The following is a 20,223-nucleotide window of genomic DNA, read 5'->3' as shown; positions in this document are numbered from 1 at the left end:
CGCCGTCTGAGGCGCCGCCCTTTGCGGGACGCCCCTCGCTGGGAGAGGCATCCGGGAAAGAGCGAGGACCGCTGGCGCGGTCCTCGCAATCCGTATCGTTTCGGTTCGTGTCTTAGTGACCGTGCTCGTCGACGATGGTCGGGAGGGTCTCGAACTGGTGGAAGGGCGGCGGGGAGGAGAGCGTCCACTCGAGGGTGGTGGCGCCTTCGCCCCAGGGATTGTCTGCCGCGCGGACCTTTGAGCGGAAGGCGAGAACGACGCCGATGAAGAACACCACCATGCCGAGGGCGAAGATATGACCGCCCCAGGTCGAGACCTTGTGCCAGCCGGCGAAGGCCTCCGGGTAATCGGCGTAGCGACGCGGCATGCCGGCCAGACCCAGGAAGTGCATCGGGAAGAACAGGATGTTCGCACCGATGAAGGCGAGCCAGAAGTGCAGCTTGCCGGCCCATTCCGGGATGACGTAGCCGGTCATCTTTGGGAACCAGTAGTAGACACCGGCGAAGATGATGAACACGGCGCCGAGCGACAGGACGTAGTGGAAGTGCGCCACGACGTAATAGGTGTCGTGCAGGTACTTATCGACCGCCGAGTTCGCCAGCACGACGCCGGTGACGCCGCCGACCGTGAACAGGAAGATGAAGCCGACCGCCCAGTGCATGGCGGCGGTGAAGCGGATCGAGCCACCCCACATCGTCGCGATCCAGGAGAAGATCTTCACGCCGGTGGGCACCGCGATGACCATGGTGGCGAAGACGAAGTAGGATTGCGTCTGGAGCGACAGGCCGACCGTGTACATGTGGTGCGCCCACACGACGAAGCCGACGACGCCGATGGCGACCATGGCGTAGGCCATGGCGAGGTAGCCGAAGACGGGCTTGCGCGAGAAGGTCGAGATGATGTGCGAGACGATGCCGAAGGCCGGCAGGATCATGATGTACACTTCGGGGTGACCGAAGAACCAGAACAGGTGCTGGTAGAGCACCGGATCACCACCGCCGGCCGGATCGAAGAAGGTCGTGCCGAAGTTGCGGTCGGTGAGCAGCATCGTGATCGCGCCGGCGAGGACCGGGAGCGACAGGAGCAGCAGGAACGCGGTGACGAGCTCAGCCCAGGCGAACAGCGGCATCTTGTGCAGGGTCATGCCCGGCGCGCGCATGTTCAGGATGGTGGTGATGAAGTTGATGGCGCCGAGGATCGAGCCAGCACCGGAAAGGTGAAGGGCGAAGATCGCGAAATCGACGGAGGGGCCGGGATGGCCCGAGGTCGAGAGCGGCGGATAGACGGTCCAGCCGGTGCCGGCGCCTGACGTTCCCGGCGCGCCTTCGACGAAGAGCGAGCAGAGAAGGCTCGCGAAGCCGGAGACGGTGAGCCAGAACGAGATGTTGTTCATGCGCGGGAACGCCATGTCCGGCGCGCCGATCATGAGGGGCACGAACCAGTTGCCGAAGCCGCCGATGAGCGCCGGCATCACCATGAAGAACACCATGATGAGACCGTGGCCGGTCACGAACACGTTGTAGGTGCCGGGATTCGAGAAGTACTGCAGGCCGGGCTCTTCCATCTCCATGCGGATGCCGAAGGAGAGGAACGCGCCGATGATGCCCGCGCAGAACGCGAACAGGAGGTAGAGAGTGCCGATGTCCTTATGGTTGGTCGACAGGAACCAACGGGCGAAGAAGGACGGCGTATGGGAGGCGTGGGCGTCGTGATGCCCTGATTGTGCTGTGGCGGTTGCCATCGATGCAGACCCTGTTCAGGTTTCTCTAAATCTCTCGATTTGCGAATGAACCGGCCCGATCAAGGGCCGGTCCAGCCGGAGCCGTCGAGCGGCGCCGGAAAAAGCCGCTACTTGGCTTCTGCGAACTTCGAACCGTCGTCGAGGCGGGCGAACTTGGTCTTCCCCTCTGCGAGCCAGGCCGCATAGGCTTCGTCACTCACCACCTGCACCGTGATGGGCATGTAGGCATGGCGGGCGCCGCAGAGCTCTGAGCACTGGCCGTGATAGGTGCCCTCGCGCTCGGCCTTGAACCAGAACTGGTTCAGGCGGCCGGGGATCGCGTCGATCTTGAAGCCGAAGGACGGCATCGCCCAGGAATGCAGCACGTCGGCGGCGGTCACCTGGATCTTCACGATCTTGTTCACCGGGACGACCATGTCGTTGTCGGTGCCGAGCAGCTTGGGCTGCTTCTCTTCGTCGATATTGGCGTCGAAGGTGAAGCCGCCGCCATTCTCGACCGCCGGGTACTCGTAGGACCAGTACCAGGCATGGCCGATCACCTTGACGATGACGTCGGCCTTCGGATCCGAGAGCTGGGTGCGGAGCAGGCGGAACGAGGGGATGGCGACCGCCACGAGGATCAGCACCGGGACGATCGTCCAGGCCACTTCGATCATGGTGTTGTGCGTGGTCTTCGAGGGGACCGGGTTGGCCTTCGCGTTGAACTTGAAGATGCAGTAGATGATCAATCCCAGCACGAAAGCCGAGATGCCGAAGGAGAGCCAATGCATCCCCTGCTCGAACGTGTGGATGTCCCGCGCGTTCTCGGTGACGGCGACCTGACGGTCCATCTGCCACGGCTCGGGCTGGCCGATGCCGGCCGCCAGGGCAGCTGAAGAAACGAGGGTGGTGCCGAGCGCAGCAAGAGCGCCCGCAGCAAGTCCCCATGATGACCGGTGTTGCGCCTGCGTGGTCCGCATGTGCCTCTCGTGGCTCCCCTTTGGTATCGTTCTACGTCGTCCCGAAGCGTCTTGCGACTTTTGACGTCGCGCGCAAGTCCTCGCTTAACGGGAAAGGCGGACCTCGGATGTGAAATCCGGGTCGCCATTGCGGGTGTCAGACCACATGGAGGTCGATGGCGCAACCGCAACAGCGTCGCATGGTTGTGCCTTTCCCCGTAGTGCAGCACCCGTGGAGCCCGAATGACTGGGGGAATCAAAGCAATTTTGCTCGACGGCAAACTTAAATTTGTATTGCCGCCGTCTTCGACCGTGAATCCCTCGCCAGTATAGCGCGGTTCCCGCTATGGAGAGTGACCGGCTCCGCGGGAGACATGCGGGCGCATATTCCGGGAAGCGAATTCGGGGATGAACACCATAAGGTCGTGGCGGTGATCGAACGCCTCGAATTCCTCCTTGCCCTGGCTCGCGAGCGGCATTTCGGCCGGGCCGCGCAATTCTGCAACGTTTCCCAGCAGACGCTCTCGGCCGGAGTGAAGCAGCTCGAAGAGCGGCTCGGCGTCCTGCTGGTGGAGCGCGGTTCCCGATTCCAGGGTTTCACCCCGGAAGGTGAGCGTGTTCTCGACTGGGCACGCCGGATCGTCGGTGATGCGCGCGCCATGCGGGAGGAAGTCGCGAGCCTGCGCCGGGGATTGTCGGGCACTCTTCGCCTTGCGGCGATTCCCACCGCTACGCCGATCGTCGCCTCGCTGACCACCCCATTCCGCGCCCGCCATCCCGACGTGCGATTCTCGGTGCAATCCACCACCTCCGGCGAGATCGGCCGGTTGATCGCCGACCACGAGATCGATGCCGGGATAACCTATCTGGAGAACGAGCCGCTCGGCAAAGTCATTGCCGTGCCGCTCTATCGCGAGCGTTACCGCCTGCTCACCGCGGTCGACGGCATCTACGGAATGCGGGATTCGGTGACCTGGGACGAGGTCGGCCGTCTTCCTCTCTGTCTTCTGACGCCCGATATGCAGAACCGCCGCATCGTCGACCGCCATCTCCAGAATGCCGGTTGGAACGCCGAGCCGTTGCTGCAGTCGAACTCGATGATCGTCTTGTTGACCCATGTCCGCACGGCCAAATGGGCCAGCGTGATGCCCGCCGTTCTCGCCGACAGTTTCCGCCTCAGTGAGCGGGTCCGCTCCGTGCCCATCGTCGAACCCGATGTCAGCCACATGATCGGGCTCGTCGTGCCGGAGCGCGATCCGATGACACCGCTCTGTGCCGCACTCATCGTCGAGGGGCAGGCGATCGCACCGACGATCGCCGAAAACATCTCGTCACTCTGAGTTTTTGCGCCGCACAATGGAATTATAACAAAAAAGCATTGTCGAACGACCGAACCGGACGATTGATTCATGGGTGGAGATATACCACCTTGGAATGACAACAAGTTCATCCGGGTAGGAACAATGCTGCAGCATGAGCCATGGAGCGCGCAGCGTGCGGCCGGCATCATCGCCGACCATACGCATCTCGAAGGCGCCACGCTCCCCATCCTCCACGCCTTGCAGGAAACCTTTGGCTACGTCGACGAGGGCGCTGTTCCGCTCATCGCGGACGCGCTGAACCTGTCGCGGGCCGAGGTGCATGGCTGCATCACGTTCTACCACGACTTCCGCCGTGCCCCCTCGGGCAAGCATCAGGTGAAGCTGTGCCGCGCCGAGGCCTGCCAGGCCATGGGATCCGACGCCCTCCACGCGGATATCCTTGCCCGCCTTGGCATCGATTGGCACGGCACGACGCCGGACGGCCAGATCACGGTGGAGCCGGTCTACTGCCTCGGCCTCTGCGCCAACGGCCCGGGCGCCCTGGTCGACGATGAGCCGCTGGCGCGCCTCACCGCAGATTCCCTGGAATCGGCCCTCACGGAGATGAAGTCGTGAGCATCACCATTTATGTCCCGCGCGACGCCGTCGCGCTCGGTCTCGGCGCCAACCGTGTCGCCCGCGCGATCTTCGCCGGCGCCGAGCGCCGCGGTCTCGACGTCACCATCGTCCGCACTGGCTCGCGCGGGATGCTGTGGCTGGAGCCCATGGTCGAGGTCGCGACGCCGGAGGGCCGCATCGCCTACGGTCCCGTCACGCCCGGCGATGTCGACAGCCTTCTCGATGCCGGCTTGGTGAATGGCGGCGAACATGCCCTTCGCCTCGGCAAGCCCGAGGAGATGCCGTATCTCGCCCGGCAGCAGCGTCTGACCTTCCATCGCTGCGGCGTGATCGATCCCGTCTCGGTGGAGGATTACCGGGCGCATGGCGGCTATAACGGCCTGGATGCCGCGCTGAAGCTCGATGCCGCCGGTATCGTGGCCCAGGTGCGCGATTCCGGCCTGCGCGGACGCGGCGGTGCCGGCTTCCCCGCCGGCATCAAGTGGAACACGGTGATGCTCGCCCAGTCCGAGCAGAAATACGTCGTCTGCAATGCCGACGAGGGCGATTCGGGCACCTTCGCAGACCGGATGATGATGGAGGGCGATCCCTTCAACCTCATCGAGGGCATGACCATCGCGGGCATCGCGACGGGGGCCACGCGCGGCTACATCTATCTGCGCTCGGAATATCCGCAGGCTTTCGCGACGCTGAAGGAAGCGATCGTCAATGCCAAGTCCGCCGGCTATCTCGGCGACAACGTGGCGGGCTCGGGCAAGGCCTTCCACCTCGAAGTGCGCCTGGGCGCCGGCGCCTATATCTGCGGCGAGGAGACCTCGCTGCTGGAGAGCCTGGAGGGTCGTCGCGGCATCGTCCGGGCCAAGCCGCCGATCCCGGCACTGAAGGGCTTCCTCGGCCAGCCGACCCTCGTCAACAACGTCATGACCTTCACGGCCGTGCCTTACATCCTGGAACATGGTGCCAAGGCATATGCCGATTACGGCATGGGCCGTTCGCTCGGCACGCTGGCGATCCAGCTCGCCGGCAACATCAAGCATGGCGGCCTCATCGAGTTCGCGTTCGGCATCACCCTACGCGAGATCATCGAGGATTTCGGTGGCGGCACGCAGAGCGGCCGTCCGGTCCGGGCGGTCCAGGTTGGCGGCCCGCTCGGGGCCTACTTCCCCGACCATCTCCTCGACACGCCCCTCGATTACGAGGCGATGGCGGCCAAGAAAGGCCTCGTCGGCCATGGCGGCATCGTGGTGTTCGACGATACCGTCGACATGGCCAAACAGGCCCGCTTCGCTTTCGAGTTCTGCGCAGTGGAATCCTGCGGAAAGTGCACCCCCTGCCGCATCGGCGCGACGCGCGGCGTCGAGACGATGGACAAGGTCATCGCCGGCATCCGCCCTACCGAGAATCTCGCCGTCGTGGCCGATCTTTGCGACGTCATGACCGACGGGTCGCTCTGCGCCATGGGCGGGCTCACACCGATGCCCGTCATGAGCGCGATCACCCATTTCCCCGAGGATTTCCAGCAGCGCGGACCGATGTCCGTGGCTGCTGAATAAGGAGGCGCGACCCATGGCCCTCATCAAAGAGATCGATTACGGCACCCCGATCCGGGTGAACGAGCAGACCGTCACCCTCACCATCGACGGTATGAGCGTCACCGTTCCCGCCGGCACCTCGGTGATGGCGGCGGCGATGCATGCCGGCACGCAGATCCCCAAGCTCTGCGCCACCGATTCGCTGGAAGCCTTCGGCTCCTGCCGGCTCTGTCTCGTGGAGATCGAGGGGCGGCGCGGCACGCCGGCCTCCTGCACCACCCCGGCCGAGAACGGCATGGTGGTCTCGACCCAGACGGATAAGCTCGCCAAGCTGCGCAAGGGCGTGATGGAGCTCTACATCTCCGATCACCCGCTCGACTGCCTGACCTGTGCCGCCAACGGCGATTGCGAATTGCAGGACATGGCCGGCGCGGTCGGCCTGCGCGACGTGCGCTACGGCTATGACGGCGCCAACCACGTGAAGCCGTCCTCGGACCAGTACCTGGCCAAGGACACGTCCAACCCGTATTTCACCTACGATCCGTCGAAGTGCATCGTCTGCAATCGCTGCGTCCGCGCTTGCGAAGAGACGCAGGGCACCTTCGCGCTCACAATTTCGGGCCGAGGCTTCGACAGCCGCGTGGCCGCCGGCCCCACCGACTTCTTCAACTCCGAATGTGTCTCCTGTGGCGCCTGCGTCCAGGCCTGCCCCACGGCGACGCTTCAGGAGAAGTCGATCATCGAGCATGGCCAGCCGGACCATTCCGAGATCACCACCTGCGCCTATTGCGGCGTCGGCTGCTCGTTCAAGGCCGAGATGCAGGGCACCCGCATCGTCCGCATGGTCCCCTACAAGGGCGGCAAGGCCAATGACGGCCATTCCTGCGTCAAGGGCCGCTTCGCCTACGGCTACGCCACGCACAAGGACCGCATCACCAAGCCGATGATCCGCGACAAGATCACGGACCCCTGGCAGGAAGTGTCGTGGGAGGTCGCGATCGATCGCGCCGCTTCCGAGTTCAAGCGAATCCAAGCCCAGTACGGCAAGGATTCAGTGGGCGGCATCACCTCGTCGCGCTGCACCAACGAGGAAGCCTACCTCGTCCAGAAGCTCGTTCGCGCCGCCTTCGGCAACAACAACGTCGATACCTGCGCCCGCGTCTGCCACTCGCCCACCGGCTACGGCCTGATGTCGACGCTCGGCACGTCGGCCGGCACGCAGGATTTCGCCTCGGTGGCGCATTCTGACGTGATCCTCGTCATCGGCGCGAACCCGACCGACGGTCACCCGGTTTTCGGCTCGCGGATGAAGAAGCGCCTGCGTGAGGGCGCCAAGCTCATCGTCGCCGATCCGCGCAGGATCGACCTGGTGAAGTCGCCCCATATCGAGGCCGATTACCACCTGCCGCTGAAGCCCGGCTCCAACGTCGCCTTCATCAACGCGATGGCGCATGTCATCGTCACGGAAGGGCTGATCGACGAGGCCTATGTCCGCGAGCGCTGCGACCTCGGCGATTTCGAATCCTGGGCTCGTTTCATCGCCGAGGAGCGTCATTCGCCCGAGGCCCAGGCCGACAAGATCGGCGTGAAGCCCGAGGATATCCGGGGCGCCGCCCGCCTCTACGCCACCGGCGGAGCCGCGGGCATCTATTACGGTCTCGGCGTCACCGAGCACAGCCAGGGCTCGACCATGGTCATGGGCATGGCCAACATCGCCATGGCCACCGGCAATATCGGCATGCTGGGCGCCGGCGTGAACCCGCTGCGCGGACAGAACAACGTCCAGGGTTCGTGCGACATGGGCTCGTTCCCGCACGAACTGCCGGGCTACCGCCACGTGTCGGACGACGCCACCCGCGAGACCTTCGAATCGCTCTGGGGCGTTTCCCTCGACAAGGATCCGGGCCTGCGCATCACCAACATGCTCGACGAGGCCGTCGATGGCGCCTTCAAGGGCATGTACATCCAGGGCGAGGACATCGCTCAGTCCGACCCGGACACGCACCACGTCACCGCCGGCCTGATGGCGATGGAATGCATCGTCGTCCAGGACATCTTCCTGAACGAGACGGCGAAATACGCCCATGTCTTCCTGCCGGGCGCGTCGTTCCTTGAGAAGGACGGTACCTTCACCAATGCCGAGCGTCGCATTTCCCGCGTCCGCAAGGTGATGCCGCCACTCTCCGGCGTCGGTGATTGGGAGGGCACGATGCTGCTCTCGAACGCCCTCGGCTATCCGATGAACTACTCGCATCCGAGCGAGATCATGGACGAGATCGCCTCGCTCACCCCGAGCTTCAAGGGCGTGAGCTTCGCGAAGATCGACGAACTCGGCTCGATCCAGTGGCCGTGCAACGACGCCGCTCCCAACGGTACGCCGATGATGCACGTGGACCGGTTCGTTCGCGGCCTCGGCAAGTTCATGATCACCGAGTACGTGGCGACCGAGGAGCGCACCGGACCGCGCTTCCCGCTCATCCTCACCACCGGCCGCATCCTGTCGCAGTATAATGTCGGCGCACAGACGCGCCGCACGGAGAACTCGCGCTGGCACGAGGAGGACGTGCTGGAGATCCATCCGTTCGATGCCGAGGTTCGCGGCATTCTCGACGGCGATCTCGTGGCTCTCGAGAGCCGCTCCGGCGACATCGCCCTGAAGGCGATCGTCTCCGAGCGGATGCAGCCGGGCGTGGTCTACACCACGTTCCACCATGCCAAGACCGGTGCCAATGTCATCACCACCGACTACTCGGACTGGGCCACCAACTGCCCCGAGTATAAGGTGACGGCGGTACAGGTGCGGCGGACGAACCGTCCGTCGGATTGGCAGGCGAAGTTCTTCGAGGAGGACTTCTCGCTCACGAGAATCGCGACGCAATTGAATGCTGCCGAGTGAACGGAACGATCTGAACGACATCGACGCGCCGGCTCCGACGAGCCGGCGTGTCCCGACCCTGGTCGTGGCCTACGACGATCCCACGGCCCGCGAAGGGCATCGCGATCTTGCCGTCGAGATGCCCATCAACCTCGTCTATGGCAGCGTGCCCTACGCCGTCATGATGACGACCCCGTCCGACCTCGAGGATTTCGCCTACGGGTTCAGCCTCACCGAGGGGATCGTCGAGTCCGCCGACGAGATCAGGTCGGTCCAGGTCGAGGACGGAGACGTGGGATTGCGCCTCGTCGTGGATCTCGCTCCGGGGCGGTTGCGCGAGCATCTTGCCCGGAAACGCGCCATCAGCGGTCGCACCGGATGCGGCGTCTGCGGCATCGACGATCTCGCGGCCCTGCCGAAGGCAGAGCCGCGTTCTCACGCGATGCAGGTAGTCGGGATCGAATCGATCCAGCGCGCCCTGCTCGGAATGGGCGATGCGCAGGTTCTCAACCACACGACCCGCGCCGTCCATGCCGCGGCCTGGGCGGATCGGAACGGCAATCTTCTCGCCGTCCGCGAGGATGTCGGGCGCCATAACGGCCTCGACAAGCTGATCGGTGCGCTGATGCGGGCCGGGACCGATCCCAACGATGGCTTCGTCGTCATCACCAGCCGCTGCTCGTTCGAGATGGTGGAGAAGACTGCGACCTTCGGCGCTGCCGTTCTGGTGGCGATCTCCGCCCCGACCTCCCTCGCCATCGACCGGGCGCGACTGCACGACATCACGCTCTGCGCCATCGCCCGGTCGGACACCCTCACGGTCTTTTCCGGCCGTGAACGTCTTCGTTTTGCCGCCGAACGCTAAGTCGCGCGCGGCCGATCCTTCACCCGTCGACAGAGCCAGTCCCATGAGCGCCCTGACCACCAACGACAAGCTCGTCCGCATGGCGAACCAGATCGCCGGCTTCTTCAGATCCTATCCGGATGACGAAGCCGTGGCGGGTATCCACAAGCACATCGTGGCATTCTGGACGCCGAAGATGCGCCGTGCCCTCGAAGCCTATGGCCCGACCGAGGGAAGCAACCTCGACCCGCTGGCGTTGAAGGCGATCACGACTTCGCCGAGCCAGAGCGACAGCCCCGTCCGGGCGGCTACGAACGATCCCCATTTACAGGGCGCCGGCGCGAGCGATGCTGGCTGATTGGCCGCGAGCGTGTTCAAGAAAAAGGCGCCGAGCCTTCGTCGCTCGACGCCTTTGTTCGTCTCGGTAGCGATGATGACGTCGGCTACTCGGCCGGACGGTCGCCTTGCTGATCCTTGTCGGTCGATCCCGGTACGACCGTCGCGCCACCGATGACCCGAACGGCTTTCCTGTCCGCAGGTGGATCGCTCCACGCCTGAGCCTTGGGCGAGGGAGCCTGCGCGGCGTCTCGGCGGGGCTGATTCGCGGCGGGTGTCGAGGGTTCGACCTTCGGCTGCTCGATGGCGGCAACCGGAGGCGTGGTGGTCCGGGCCTCGGACGTTGCGTCCGTCGCGGCCGGGGAGGGGACTTCCGGAGCGAGCCGGGGCGCTGCCGGCTTCGCCGGCGGGGCCAACCTGGTGACTTTGCGGGCAGGCGCCGGTTCTACCGGGCGTCTCGCGTCGCCGGTGCGGGCATCGGGGTTGAGCCCCAACGGGTTGCGATCGGCGGGTTCCGCGCGGGCGGGGGTGTCTGGGCGCGCCGCCACGTCGAAACGCGGCTGCCGGCTCACGCCATCTCCGTTCGGGATCCTGCCGGGGGGAACAAGCCGTGCCGCCTCGCGCATCGGTTGACGGGGCTGCTCGTCCGCCTCGGTCCAGCCATAGCCGGGCGCCGCCGGACGGGCGACGGGAATCGGTGCGGGCGGCAATGGTGCACCCAGACGCTGGCGGTCGAGGACTGCGCCGTCCCGTGCATCCACGAAGAGCCGCACCCTGTCGCCATAGGGGCCCGTTGCTTCGACGATATAGGCACGGCCGTCGAATCGCGGCCGCGTCACCTCGGTGAAGCCGCGGTCATTCAGGCGCCATACGACGGCGCGAGGGGGAAGGATAAGGTCGGGCTCGTAACCGTATTGCGCTTGAGCGGTGACAGTCCCGAGGGCCGACAGGGTGATGAACCCCGCCAGCATGGTCAGGCCGATCTGAGACCGGCTGAACTTATGGGAGCGCACAGGCGCCCTGCGGCTCGATTCCATGGTGCCTCGTCTTGCTTGGTCGTTCGTTCCGTAGCCTACTGTTGACGCAGGTCTATGGAGGTCTCCGTGCGGTCCATCACCCCGCATGCCGCTTGTGCTTGGCGAGCCCTGTAGAGCGCCCGATTGGGGCGGGAATGCGGGTGAAGCGCGGCAAGTCGCGGGCGATCGGTATCCGTCGGTTTCTCGGCCCTGTCACCGATCCCGCTGTCAGCATCGGCCCGTGTTGTTGACCTCAAAACGTATGCATGGTCGCAGCGCGCATCAAACCTGTCCAACACGCGCGCGAGCCTCTTGCTGGAGCGTTTAAAATCTGTCACCTTCTGTAATTAGGACAGTACGGCTGTCCCATTTTTTGGCAGGGTGTTCCGGCGGCGATTCGTCTCCGAGGACAATTGCCGTCGAGGAACGCGGAAGGTCTCGAGCGGGTGTCGAATCTCACGAAAAAACGAGATTCCAAGCCGGTCGCCATTACGGCGATCCGGGCCCGCACGGCTTGAACTCAAGCCGGCGTTGAGCCCGCGGAGTGCGGGCGCTTCCTTACCGAAGGTCCTGCACGAATCCGACCGCGTCGAGGTAGGGGCCTGAGTGCCGGATGGCATTCGGGCATGAAACATGCTCGCATGCGGGCACGGACGAATGAGGCTGAGGGGTTATGAGCATGGCCGCATCTGAGGTTGCCGGGATCGTCCAGAACCCGATCCCCGCCACGCGGGACGGCGTCGCGCCGCTCGTCGTTCGCGATTCCGCCCTGCCGCATAAGCAGGGTCTTTACGATCCGGCCCGCGAGGGCGATGCCTGCGGTGTCGGCTTCGTGGCGGACATGCATGACCGGCGCACCCATGCCATCGTGGCTCAGGGCCTGCTCATCCTCGAGAACATCGACCATCGCGGCGCCGTCGGCGCCGATCCGAAGATGGGCGACGGCTGCGGCATCCTCACCCACATCCCGCATTTCCTCCTGAAGGAAGAGTGCGAGGGCCTCGGCATCGCTTTGCCCGAGCCCGGCCATTACGGTGTCGGCCAGTTCTTCATGCCGAAGGACGAGGAAGGCCGCCGCATCGTCGAGGAGATCGTTGAGAAGTCCCTCCAGGACGAAGGGCTCCCCTTCCTCGGCTGGCGCGACGTGCCGGTGGATTCGAGCGACCTCGGCGTGCGCGTCAAGGAGACGGAGCCGCACCATAAGCAGGTCTTCATCGGCCGCCCGGCCGCGATCACGGACGAAGACGCGTTCGAGCGCCGTCTGTTCATCGCGCGCAAGGTCATCTCGAACAAGGTCTACGGCCTCAACGATCCGCGCGTGAAGGCCTATTACCCGGTCTCCGTCTCGACCCGGACCATCGTCTACAAGGGCATGGTTCTGGTCACGCAGCTCGGCCATTACTTCAAGGACCTGCAGGACGAGCGCTATGTCTCGGGCCTCGCCCTCGTGCACCAGCGTTTCGCCACCAACACCTTCCCGACCTGGCAGCTGTCGCACCCCTACCGGATGGTCGCCCATAACGGCGAGATCAACACCCTGCGCGGCAACGTGAACTGGATGGCGGCGCGTCAGGCCAGCGTCGATTCGGATCTGTTCGGCAACGACATCTCGAAGCTCTGGCCGATCTCCTACGAGGGCCAGTCCGACACGGCCTGTTTCGACAACGCGCTCGAATTCCTCGTGCAGGGCGGGTACTCGCTCGCCCATGCCATGATGATGCTGATCCCGGAGGCCTGGGCCGGCAATCCCCTCATGAGCGAGGAGCGCAAGGCGTTCTACGAGTATCACGCCGCCCTGATGGAGCCGTGGGACGGCCCCGCAGCCGTCTGTTTCACCGATGGCCGCCAGATCGGCGCGACCCTCGACCGCAACGGCCTGCGCCCCGCCCGCTACATCGTCACGGAAGACGGCCTCGTCGTGTTGGCCTCCGAGATGGGCGTTCTGCCGATCCCGGACGAGAGCATCGTCGAATCCTGGCGCCTGCAGCCCGGCCGCATGCTGCTCATCGACCTGAAGAAGGGTCGCATCATCTCCGACGAGGAGATCAAGAGCGAGCTCGCCGCGGCCAATCCCTATGCACAATGGGTCAAGAACACCCAGATCGTGCTGGAAGACCTGAAGCCCGTCATCCCGCGCGCCTCGCGCTCCGACGTGTCGCTGCTCGATCGGCAGCAGGCGTTCGGCTACAGCCAGGAAGACCTCAAGCTGCTGATGGCCCCCATGGCCGTCACCGGCCAGGAGGCGGTCGGCTCCATGGGAACCGACACGCCGCTCTCGGCCCTCTCCGATAAGCCCAAGCCCCTCTACACCTACTTCAAGCAGAACTTCGCGCAGGTCACCAATCCGGCGATCGACCCGATCCGCGAGGAGGCCGTGATGAGCCTCGTCTCGTTCATCGGGCCGCGCCCGAACCTGCTCGACATGGAGGGGGCTTCCCGCAAGAAGCGCCTCGAGGTCCGTCAGCCGATCCTGACCAACGGGGACCTCGAGAAGATCCGCTCGATCTCCCATTTCGAGGACCGTTTCGACACCAAGACCCTCGACATGACCTTCCCGGCCGAGTCCGGCGCCGTCGCCATGGAAGGCGCGGTCGACCGGCTGTGCGACCGGGCCGAGGCGGCGGTGCGCGGCGGCTACAACATCATCATCCTGACCGACCGCGGCGTCGGACCGGACCGTATCGCGATCCCGGCTCTGCTGGCCACGGCGGCGGTGCACAACTACCTGATCCGCAAGGGACTTCGGACCTCCGTCGGTCTCGTGGTCGAGTCCGGCGAGCCGCGCGAGGTGCATCACTTCGCCTGTCTCGCGGGCTACGGCGCCGAGGCGATCAACCCCTATCTCGCCTTCGAGACGGTGATCGCGATGAAGGACGAGTTCCCGCCGGATCTCACCGACGACGAGATCGTCTATCGCTACATCAAGTCGATCGATAAGGGTCTGCTCAAGGTCATGTCCAAGATGGGCATCTCGACCTACCAATCCTATTGCGGCGCGCAGATCTTCGACGCGATCGGCCTGAACTCGTCCTTCGTCGCCCGTGACTTCTTCGGCACGAAGACCACGATCGAAGGCATCGGCATGGCCGAGGTCGCCGAGGAGACTGCCCGTCGTCACGCCGACGCGTTCGGCGACGCTCCGGTGTTCCGTCACGCCCTCGATGTCGGCGGCGAATATGCCTACCGCCTGCGCGGTGAGAGCCATACCTGGACACCGGATTCGGTGGCCACCCTGCAGCATGCGGTGCGTCTCGGCCTGCCCGAGCGCTACCGTGAATATGCCCGGCTCGTGAACGAGCAGGAGAACCACCTCAAGACCATCCGCGGTCTGTTCCGCATCAAGCAGGCGGCCGAGCTCGGCCGGGCGCCCGTCGACATCTCCGAGGTCGAGCCGGCTGTGGACATCGTCAAGCGCTTCGCCACGGGCGCGATGTCCTACGGCTCCATCTCGAAGGAAGCCCACGAGACCCTCGCCATCGCGGTGAACTCGTTCGGCGGCCGTTCGAATTCCGGTGAGGGCGGCGAGGAGGTCGAGCGGTTCAAGCCGATGGCCGACGGTCGTTCGCGTCGCTCGGCGATCAAGCAGGTGGCCTCCGGTCGCTTCGGCGTGACGACGGAGTATCTCGTCAATGCCGACATGATGCAGATCAAGGTCTCGCAGGGCGCCAAGCCCGGCGAGGGCGGTCAGCTGCCCGGCCACAAGGTCGACGCCAAGATCGCCAAGGTCCGCTACGCCACCCCTGGCGTCGGCCTTATCTCGCCGCCGCCGCATCACGACATCTACTCGATCGAGGATCTCGCCCAGCTGATCTTCGACCTGAAGAACGTCAATCCGGCCGCCGATGTGTCGGTGAAGCTCGTCTCCGAGGTCGGTGTCGGCACGGTCGCCACCGGCGTCGCCAAGGCGCGCGCCGACCACATCACCATCTCGGGCTTCGACGGCGGCACCGGCGCGGCGCCGCTGACCTCCATCAAGCACGCGGGCGGGCCATGGGAGACGGGTCTCGCCGAGACCCAGCAGACCCTGGTGCTCAGCCATCTGCGCGGTCGTGTCGTGCTTCAGGCCGATGGCGGCATCCGCACGGGCCGGGACGTGCTCGTCGCGGCTCTGCTCGGCGCCGACCAGTTCGGCTTCTCCACCGCGCCGCTCATCGCGGCCGGCTGCATCATGATGCGCAAGTGCCACCTGAACACCTGTCCGGTGGGTGTGGCGACGCAGGACCCCGTCCTGCGCAAGCGCTTCAAGGGCACGCCGGAGCACGTGGTGAACTACTTCTTCTTCGTGGCGGAGGAGTTGCGCGAGCTGATGGCGGAGATGGGCTACACCAAGCTCGAAGACCTCATCGGTCGCGCCGACTTCCTCGACACGCTGGAGGTCATCAACCACTGGAAGGCGAGGGGCCTCGATTTCTCGAAGCTCTTCCACCGTCCCGATGTCGGCCCCGACGTGGCGATCCGCCATACGGAGAAGCAGAAGCACCCGATCGACACGGTGCTCGACCGCCGCCTGATCGAGGGCGCCAAGGCGGCCATCGAGACCGCCGAGCCGGTGGTGCTCAACGAGGTGATCCGGAACTCGGACCGCACGGCTGGGGCGATGCTTTCGGGCGTCGTCGCCAAGCGCTACGGCCATGAGGGATTGCCCGACGACACCATCACGGTGAACCTGTCCGGCACCGCCGGCCAGAGCTTCGGAGCTTGGCTCGCCGCCGGCATCACCGTGGTTCTGACGGGTCATGCCAACGATTACGTCGGCAAGGGGCTCTCGGGTGGTAAGCTGATCATCCGGCCGAGCGACGGGTTGCGGTCACCCGCCGGGCGGACGATCATGGCCGGCAACACGGTCCTGTACGGGGCCATCGCGGGCGAATGCTACATTCGCGGTTCGGCCGGCGAACGCTTCGCCGTGCGGAATTCCGGCGCCATCACGGTCGTCGAAGGCATGGGCGACCATGGCTGCGAGTACATGACCGGCGGCGTCGTCGTGTCCATCGGCGAGACCGGGCGTAACTTCGCGGCCGGCATGTCGGGCGGCATCGCCTACGTGCTGGATGCGGACGGCTCCTTCGCCGCGCGCTGCAATCTCTCGATGGTCGATCTGGAGCCCATCGAGGAGGAGGACGACGTCATGCGTCGCTTCCACCAGGATGGCGACCTCGAGACCAAGGGCCGCGTCGATATCCTGGCCGACATGTCCGGGCACGACGAGGAGCGGCTGAGCCAGCTCATCACCAATCACCTGAAGTACACGGGGTCCCCGCGTGCCAAGGCGATCCTCGATGATTGGGCGGGTTACCGCACCAAGTTCGTGAAGGTGATGCCGGTGGAATACCGCCGTGCCCTGCGCGAAATGGAGATGGCGCGGATGCCGGTGGCGGCTGAGTGAGGCCGGTATGCGGATCTACGGTGATCTCGTCTCGGGCAATTGTCTCAAGGTCAAGATCGTCGCCGATTACCTCCGCCTTTCCTATCGCTGGGTGCCGATCGACATTCTGAAGGGCGAAAGCCGAACACCCGACTACCTGTCCCGCTTTCCGGCGGGGCAGGTGCCGGGGGTCGAATTCGAGGACGGCCGGTGTCTGGCCCAATCGAACGCGATCATCCGCTATCTTTCCCGCGGGAGCGCGTTGATCCCGTGTGACGCGTTCCTCGCGGCGAAGATGGACGAGTGGCTGTTCTGGGAACAGTACAGCCACGAGCCCGCCATCGCGGTCTGCCGGTTCGACATGCGATACCTCGGCAAGCCGAAGGAGGCGCGCGATCCGGCCCGTGTGGCTCGCGGCGAGGCGGCTTTGGACGTGATGGAGCGCCATCTCGGCGGTGTCGAGTGGCTGGTTGGAGAAGAGCTCAGCGTCGCGGACGTGTCGCTCTTCGCCTATACGCAATGGGCCGATGAGGGCGGATTCGACCTCGCGGCGAGACCGTCGATAAGGGCGTGGCTCACCCGTTGCACGAATGTTTTCGAGCGCGCCGACCACAGGCTGAAGACGGGTTAGTCGGCGGCACCGGGCGGCACAACAGGGATGACGAGCTGAGGCGGACCGGGCCGGTCAACCGCCGCTCGACGGATCAGACAGACTCGCGAAAGACGATCACGATGGGCAAGATCACGGGTTTCCTCGAGTTCGACCGGCAGGAGCAGAAGTACCAGCTCGCAGCGGACCGCGTGCGACACTTCCGCGAGTTCACGCTGCCCCTCGACGAGCACGACCTGAAGAAGCAGGCCGCGCGCTGCATGGATTGCGGAATCCCGTTCTGCCATGGGCCGACTGGCTGCCCCGTGCACAACCAGATCCCGGACTGGAACGAGCTCGTCTTCCAGTCGGATTGGGAGGAGGCCGCGCGCAACCTCCACTCCACCAACAATTTCCCGGAATTCACCGGTCGCGTCTGTCCCGCGCCGTGCGAGGAGGCCTGCACCCTCAACCTCGAGAACCAGCCCGTCGCGATCAAGACGATCGAGCAGGCCATTGCCGACCGCGCCTGGAACAACGGTTGGGTAAAGCCGGAAATTCCTGCGTCCCGCACCGGCAAGAAGGTCGCCGTCATCGGCTCGGGACCGGCAGGCATGGCCGCTGCGCAGCAGCTCGCGCGCGTCGGCCACGACGTTCATGTCTTCGAGCGCGAGCCGAAGGCCGGTGGTCTGCTGCGCTACGGCATCCCCGACTTCAAGATGGAGAAGCGCCATATCGACCGGCGCGTGAAGCAGATGGAAGCGGAGGGCGTGACCTTCCATTACGGCGTCAATGTCGGCGTAACGAAGCCGCTCGACGAGCTCACCGCCGAGTTCGACGCGGTGCTCTTCGCCGGCGGCGCCGAAGATCCGCGCAACCCGCAGCTCCCCGGCCAGGAACTCGCCGGCGTGCATTACGCGATGCCGTTCCTCGTCCAGTCGAACCGCAGGGTGGGTGCCGAGCCGATGCCGGGCAACGGCGAATTGCCGATCCTCGCCACCGCCAAGAACGTCGTCGTGATCGGTGGCGGCGATACGGCGTCGGATTGCGTCGGCACCTCCTTCCGCCAGGGCGCCCTCTCGGTGACGCAGCTCGACATCCGGCCGCGTCCGCCCGAGCGCGAGGACAAGCTCTCGGTCTGGCCCTACTGGCCGACCAAGATGCGGACCTCGTCGAGCCAGGCGGAGGGCGCCGAGCGCGAGTTCCAGGCCGCTACCCTGCGCCTGGAAGGCAACAAGAAGGGCAAGCTTACCGGCGTGGTCTGCACCCGCGTGGATGAGAAGCGTCAGCCCATCCCCGGCGGTGAGTTCACCCTGCCGGCCGATCTGGTGTTCCTCGCCATCGGTTTCGCCGGTTCGGTTCGCAAGGGCCTACTCGAGGAATCCGGCGTCGTCATGGACAAGCGCGGCAACGTCACCGCCAACGAACTCGATTACCGGACGTCCAACGAGAAGATCTATGCCGCTGGCGACATGCGCCGTGGGCAGTCCCTCGTGGTCTGGGCAATCCGCGAAGGCCGCCAGGCGGCGCGCTCCATCGACGAAGCCCTGATGGGATCGAGCGTCCTGCCGCGCTGAAACCCAAGGTCCGGGGCCGGCTCCATGCCGAGCCCCGGCACCGGATCTCTTCGCGCTACCCGGCGCAGACGTGCTGGGATCAGCCCGGCGGCCATTTGAAATCGTCGGCCCGGCCCGGCTGTGGCATCGGCGCCGAGCCACGCTGAAGCACCCGCTCCACGTTCCCCGATGCGTCGCCGTCGCGCGGCCGCCCGCTCATTAGAGTCCCGCCCGGCGTCACCTCTGCACGGCCGAGGGGAATGACCGGGCCAGCCGCCGGTTTCACCGGCAGGGCCGGGATACCCGGGGGCTCCGGCAGGCTCGGCAGCATCGAGGTGATCTGGCGATCGATCGCCGCGGTGTCATCGAGCTTCGGGGCCTCACCGTCCAGGAGGGGACCTGGAACCGTCGCTACGGGCGCCACCGTCGGCGCCTCCGTGGGGTTCGTGCCCATGAGACGCTTGAGTTCGACATCGGCGAAATGCGCGACCTTGCGGGAGCCCGCCTTGGTGAAATGCACGCCGTCCGACGTCCGCAGCTTGGCCTCCTGCCCCTCCAGGTCGGGCCCCGTCATGGTGAAGCGATTGCGATCGTCGACGAAGCCCGGCCAGATGTCGACATAAGTCCCGCCCGCCTTCGCCACGCGGTCGCGGATGAGGTCGTTGATGGTGGCGATGTCTTTCGTCAGCGGCTCGCTGCGCATCGGCGGCGCGCCGACCCAGATGAAGGGAATCTTTTGGGCGGCGAAGACCTTGGCCAGGGCATCGACGCGGTCACGGTAGATCTCGCGCCAGCGTTCCGTTCCCGGTTCCACGGTCTCGGTTCCCTCCCGTATCGGCTGTCGGTCGTTGGCGCCGAGCATCACGACCGCGTAGGCGACTTTCGGGCTGGTTTTCAGAAAATCCTCCGCCGCCTTAGGCCAGTCGACCACGTCTTTCCGGACGAGACCGCTATCGGCCTTCGAACGGTCGAGGATCGCCACGTCGGCATTGTCCTCGAACACGTCATCGAGGCCACGGCCGAGAGAGTTCGCCAGCGAATCGCCGAAGACCGCGATGCGGATCGACGGCTCCGCCTTGGGCTGGACCGGTTTCGGCTGGGCGACCACGGGGGCCGGACGCGGCCGCCTCGTATAGGAGCGCTGGCTCTCCCCGATCGTCGGTGGCCGCGGCCGGGTGGGTCGGGCCGATGGCACGGGCGCGGGGGTCGGTTGTACCTGCTGCGGACGATCTTCCCAGGGCCAGTAGAACTGACGCGGCGCCTCCTGCGGGGGAGGGGCGTAGCGCCGGTTGGCTTGGCGGCCACCGTAATCCCCCTCCTCGCGCGGCCGGCGGCGCGGCGCGTAGTAAGAATCGCCGCGAGGGGTATCGTAGGAATCGCCCCATTGCGCCGCGGCGAACGGGCCAGAGGCGAAGAGCAGGGGCGTCGCGAACAAGGTGAGGAGGCAAACACGGAGAAGAGCGTCCCTCACCTGCCCCGCAACGGCCACCC

13 protein-coding genes are annotated in these 20,223 nt (G+C 65.5%); 9 read left to right on the top strand and 4 right to left on the bottom strand.

The window, feature by feature from the left end; translation table 11 throughout:
- Positions 1 to 112: 112 nt before the first annotated feature.
- Complete coding sequence (gene ctaD, locus ACYQOP_RS01465) at positions 113 to 1,741, bottom strand: cytochrome c oxidase subunit I (RefSeq protein WP_056452074.1); 1,629 nt, start codon at positions 1,739 to 1,741, stop codon at positions 113 to 115.
- A gap of 107 nt (positions 1,742 to 1,848) precedes the next feature.
- A complete protein-coding gene (coxB, locus tag ACYQOP_RS01460) occupies positions 1,849 to 2,700 on the bottom strand; it encodes a cytochrome c oxidase subunit II (protein ID WP_207411529.1) in 852 nt (283 codons plus the stop codon).
- A 410-nt stretch (positions 2,701 to 3,110) separates the two neighbouring features.
- Here coxB and ACYQOP_RS01455 point away from each other — a divergent pair, with 410 nt between their 5' ends.
- From ACYQOP_RS01455 to ACYQOP_RS01430, 6 genes are all read left to right on the top strand, one after another.
- The gene (locus ACYQOP_RS01455) at positions 3,111 to 4,019 is read left to right on the top strand and encodes a LysR family transcriptional regulator (protein ID WP_056431607.1); all 909 of its coding nucleotides are present in this window, start codon (positions 3,111 to 3,113) and stop codon (positions 4,017 to 4,019) included.
- Positions 4,020 to 4,142: 123 nt separating this feature from the next.
- Entirely contained in the window at positions 4,143 to 4,616 is a 474-nt protein-coding gene (locus ACYQOP_RS01450; RefSeq protein ID WP_018044994.1) for a formate dehydrogenase subunit gamma, read from the top strand.
- A complete protein-coding gene (locus tag ACYQOP_RS01445; protein WP_461220836.1) occupies positions 4,613 to 6,172 on the top strand; it encodes a formate dehydrogenase beta subunit in 1,560 nt (519 codons plus the stop codon). The genes ACYQOP_RS01450 and ACYQOP_RS01445 overlap by 4 nt, the downstream gene beginning before the upstream one ends.
- A gap of 13 nt (positions 6,173 to 6,185) precedes the next feature.
- Positions 6,186 to 9,047, top strand: a complete 2,862-nt coding sequence (gene fdhF, locus ACYQOP_RS01440; RefSeq protein ID WP_461220834.1) for a formate dehydrogenase subunit alpha — start codon at positions 6,186 to 6,188, stop codon at positions 9,045 to 9,047.
- Entirely contained in the window at positions 9,034 to 9,891 is an 858-nt protein-coding gene (gene fdhD / locus ACYQOP_RS01435) for a formate dehydrogenase accessory sulfurtransferase FdhD (protein WP_461220832.1), read from the top strand. Before fdhF ends, fdhD begins: the two co-directional genes overlap by 14 nt.
- Before the next feature lie 43 nt (positions 9,892 to 9,934).
- Positions 9,935 to 10,228, top strand: a complete 294-nt coding sequence (locus tag ACYQOP_RS01430; RefSeq protein ID WP_207411533.1) for a formate dehydrogenase subunit delta — start codon at positions 9,935 to 9,937, stop codon at positions 10,226 to 10,228.
- Between the two features lie 85 nt (positions 10,229 to 10,313).
- Here ACYQOP_RS01430 and ACYQOP_RS01425 read toward each other — a convergent pair whose 3' ends face one another.
- Positions 10,314 to 11,243, bottom strand: a complete 930-nt coding sequence (locus tag ACYQOP_RS01425) for a hypothetical protein (protein ID WP_461220830.1) — start codon at positions 11,241 to 11,243, stop codon at positions 10,314 to 10,316.
- Positions 11,244 to 11,895: 652 nt separating this feature from the next.
- On the opposite strand from ACYQOP_RS01425, the gene gltB reads away from it, so the two are divergent.
- The 3 genes from gltB (at position 11,896) to ACYQOP_RS01410 (ending at position 18,753) form a co-directional block, all read left to right on the top strand.
- On the top strand, positions 11,896 to 16,608 hold the full coding sequence (gene gltB, locus ACYQOP_RS01420) for a glutamate synthase large subunit (protein WP_461220828.1): 4,713 nt from the start codon (positions 11,896 to 11,898) through the stop codon (positions 16,606 to 16,608).
- Between the two features lie 7 nt (positions 16,609 to 16,615).
- Positions 16,616 to 17,218: a glutathione S-transferase family protein gene (locus ACYQOP_RS01415; protein ID WP_461220826.1), complete on the top strand. Its 603-nt coding sequence runs from the start codon at positions 16,616 to 16,618 to the stop codon at positions 17,216 to 17,218.
- A gap of 101 nt (positions 17,219 to 17,319) precedes the next feature.
- Positions 17,320 to 18,753, top strand: coding sequence for a glutamate synthase subunit beta (locus ACYQOP_RS01410; RefSeq protein WP_056431403.1), 1,434 nt, complete (start codon positions 17,320 to 17,322; stop codon positions 18,751 to 18,753).
- 79 nt (positions 18,754 to 18,832) lie between these two features.
- On the opposite strand, the gene ACYQOP_RS01405 is transcribed toward ACYQOP_RS01410, so the two are convergent.
- Positions 18,833 to 20,167 (bottom strand): SGNH/GDSL hydrolase family protein, encoded by a 1,335-nt coding sequence (locus ACYQOP_RS01405; RefSeq protein ID WP_461220824.1) that lies wholly within the window; start codon positions 20,165 to 20,167, stop codon positions 18,833 to 18,835.
- Between the last annotated feature and the right edge of the window lie 56 nt (positions 20,168 to 20,223).

The organism is Methylobacterium sp. CM6247, assembly GCF_054817925.1.
Note: the sequence above shows the minus strand (reverse complement) of the source record. Positions and strands in the feature narration are given on the sequence as shown.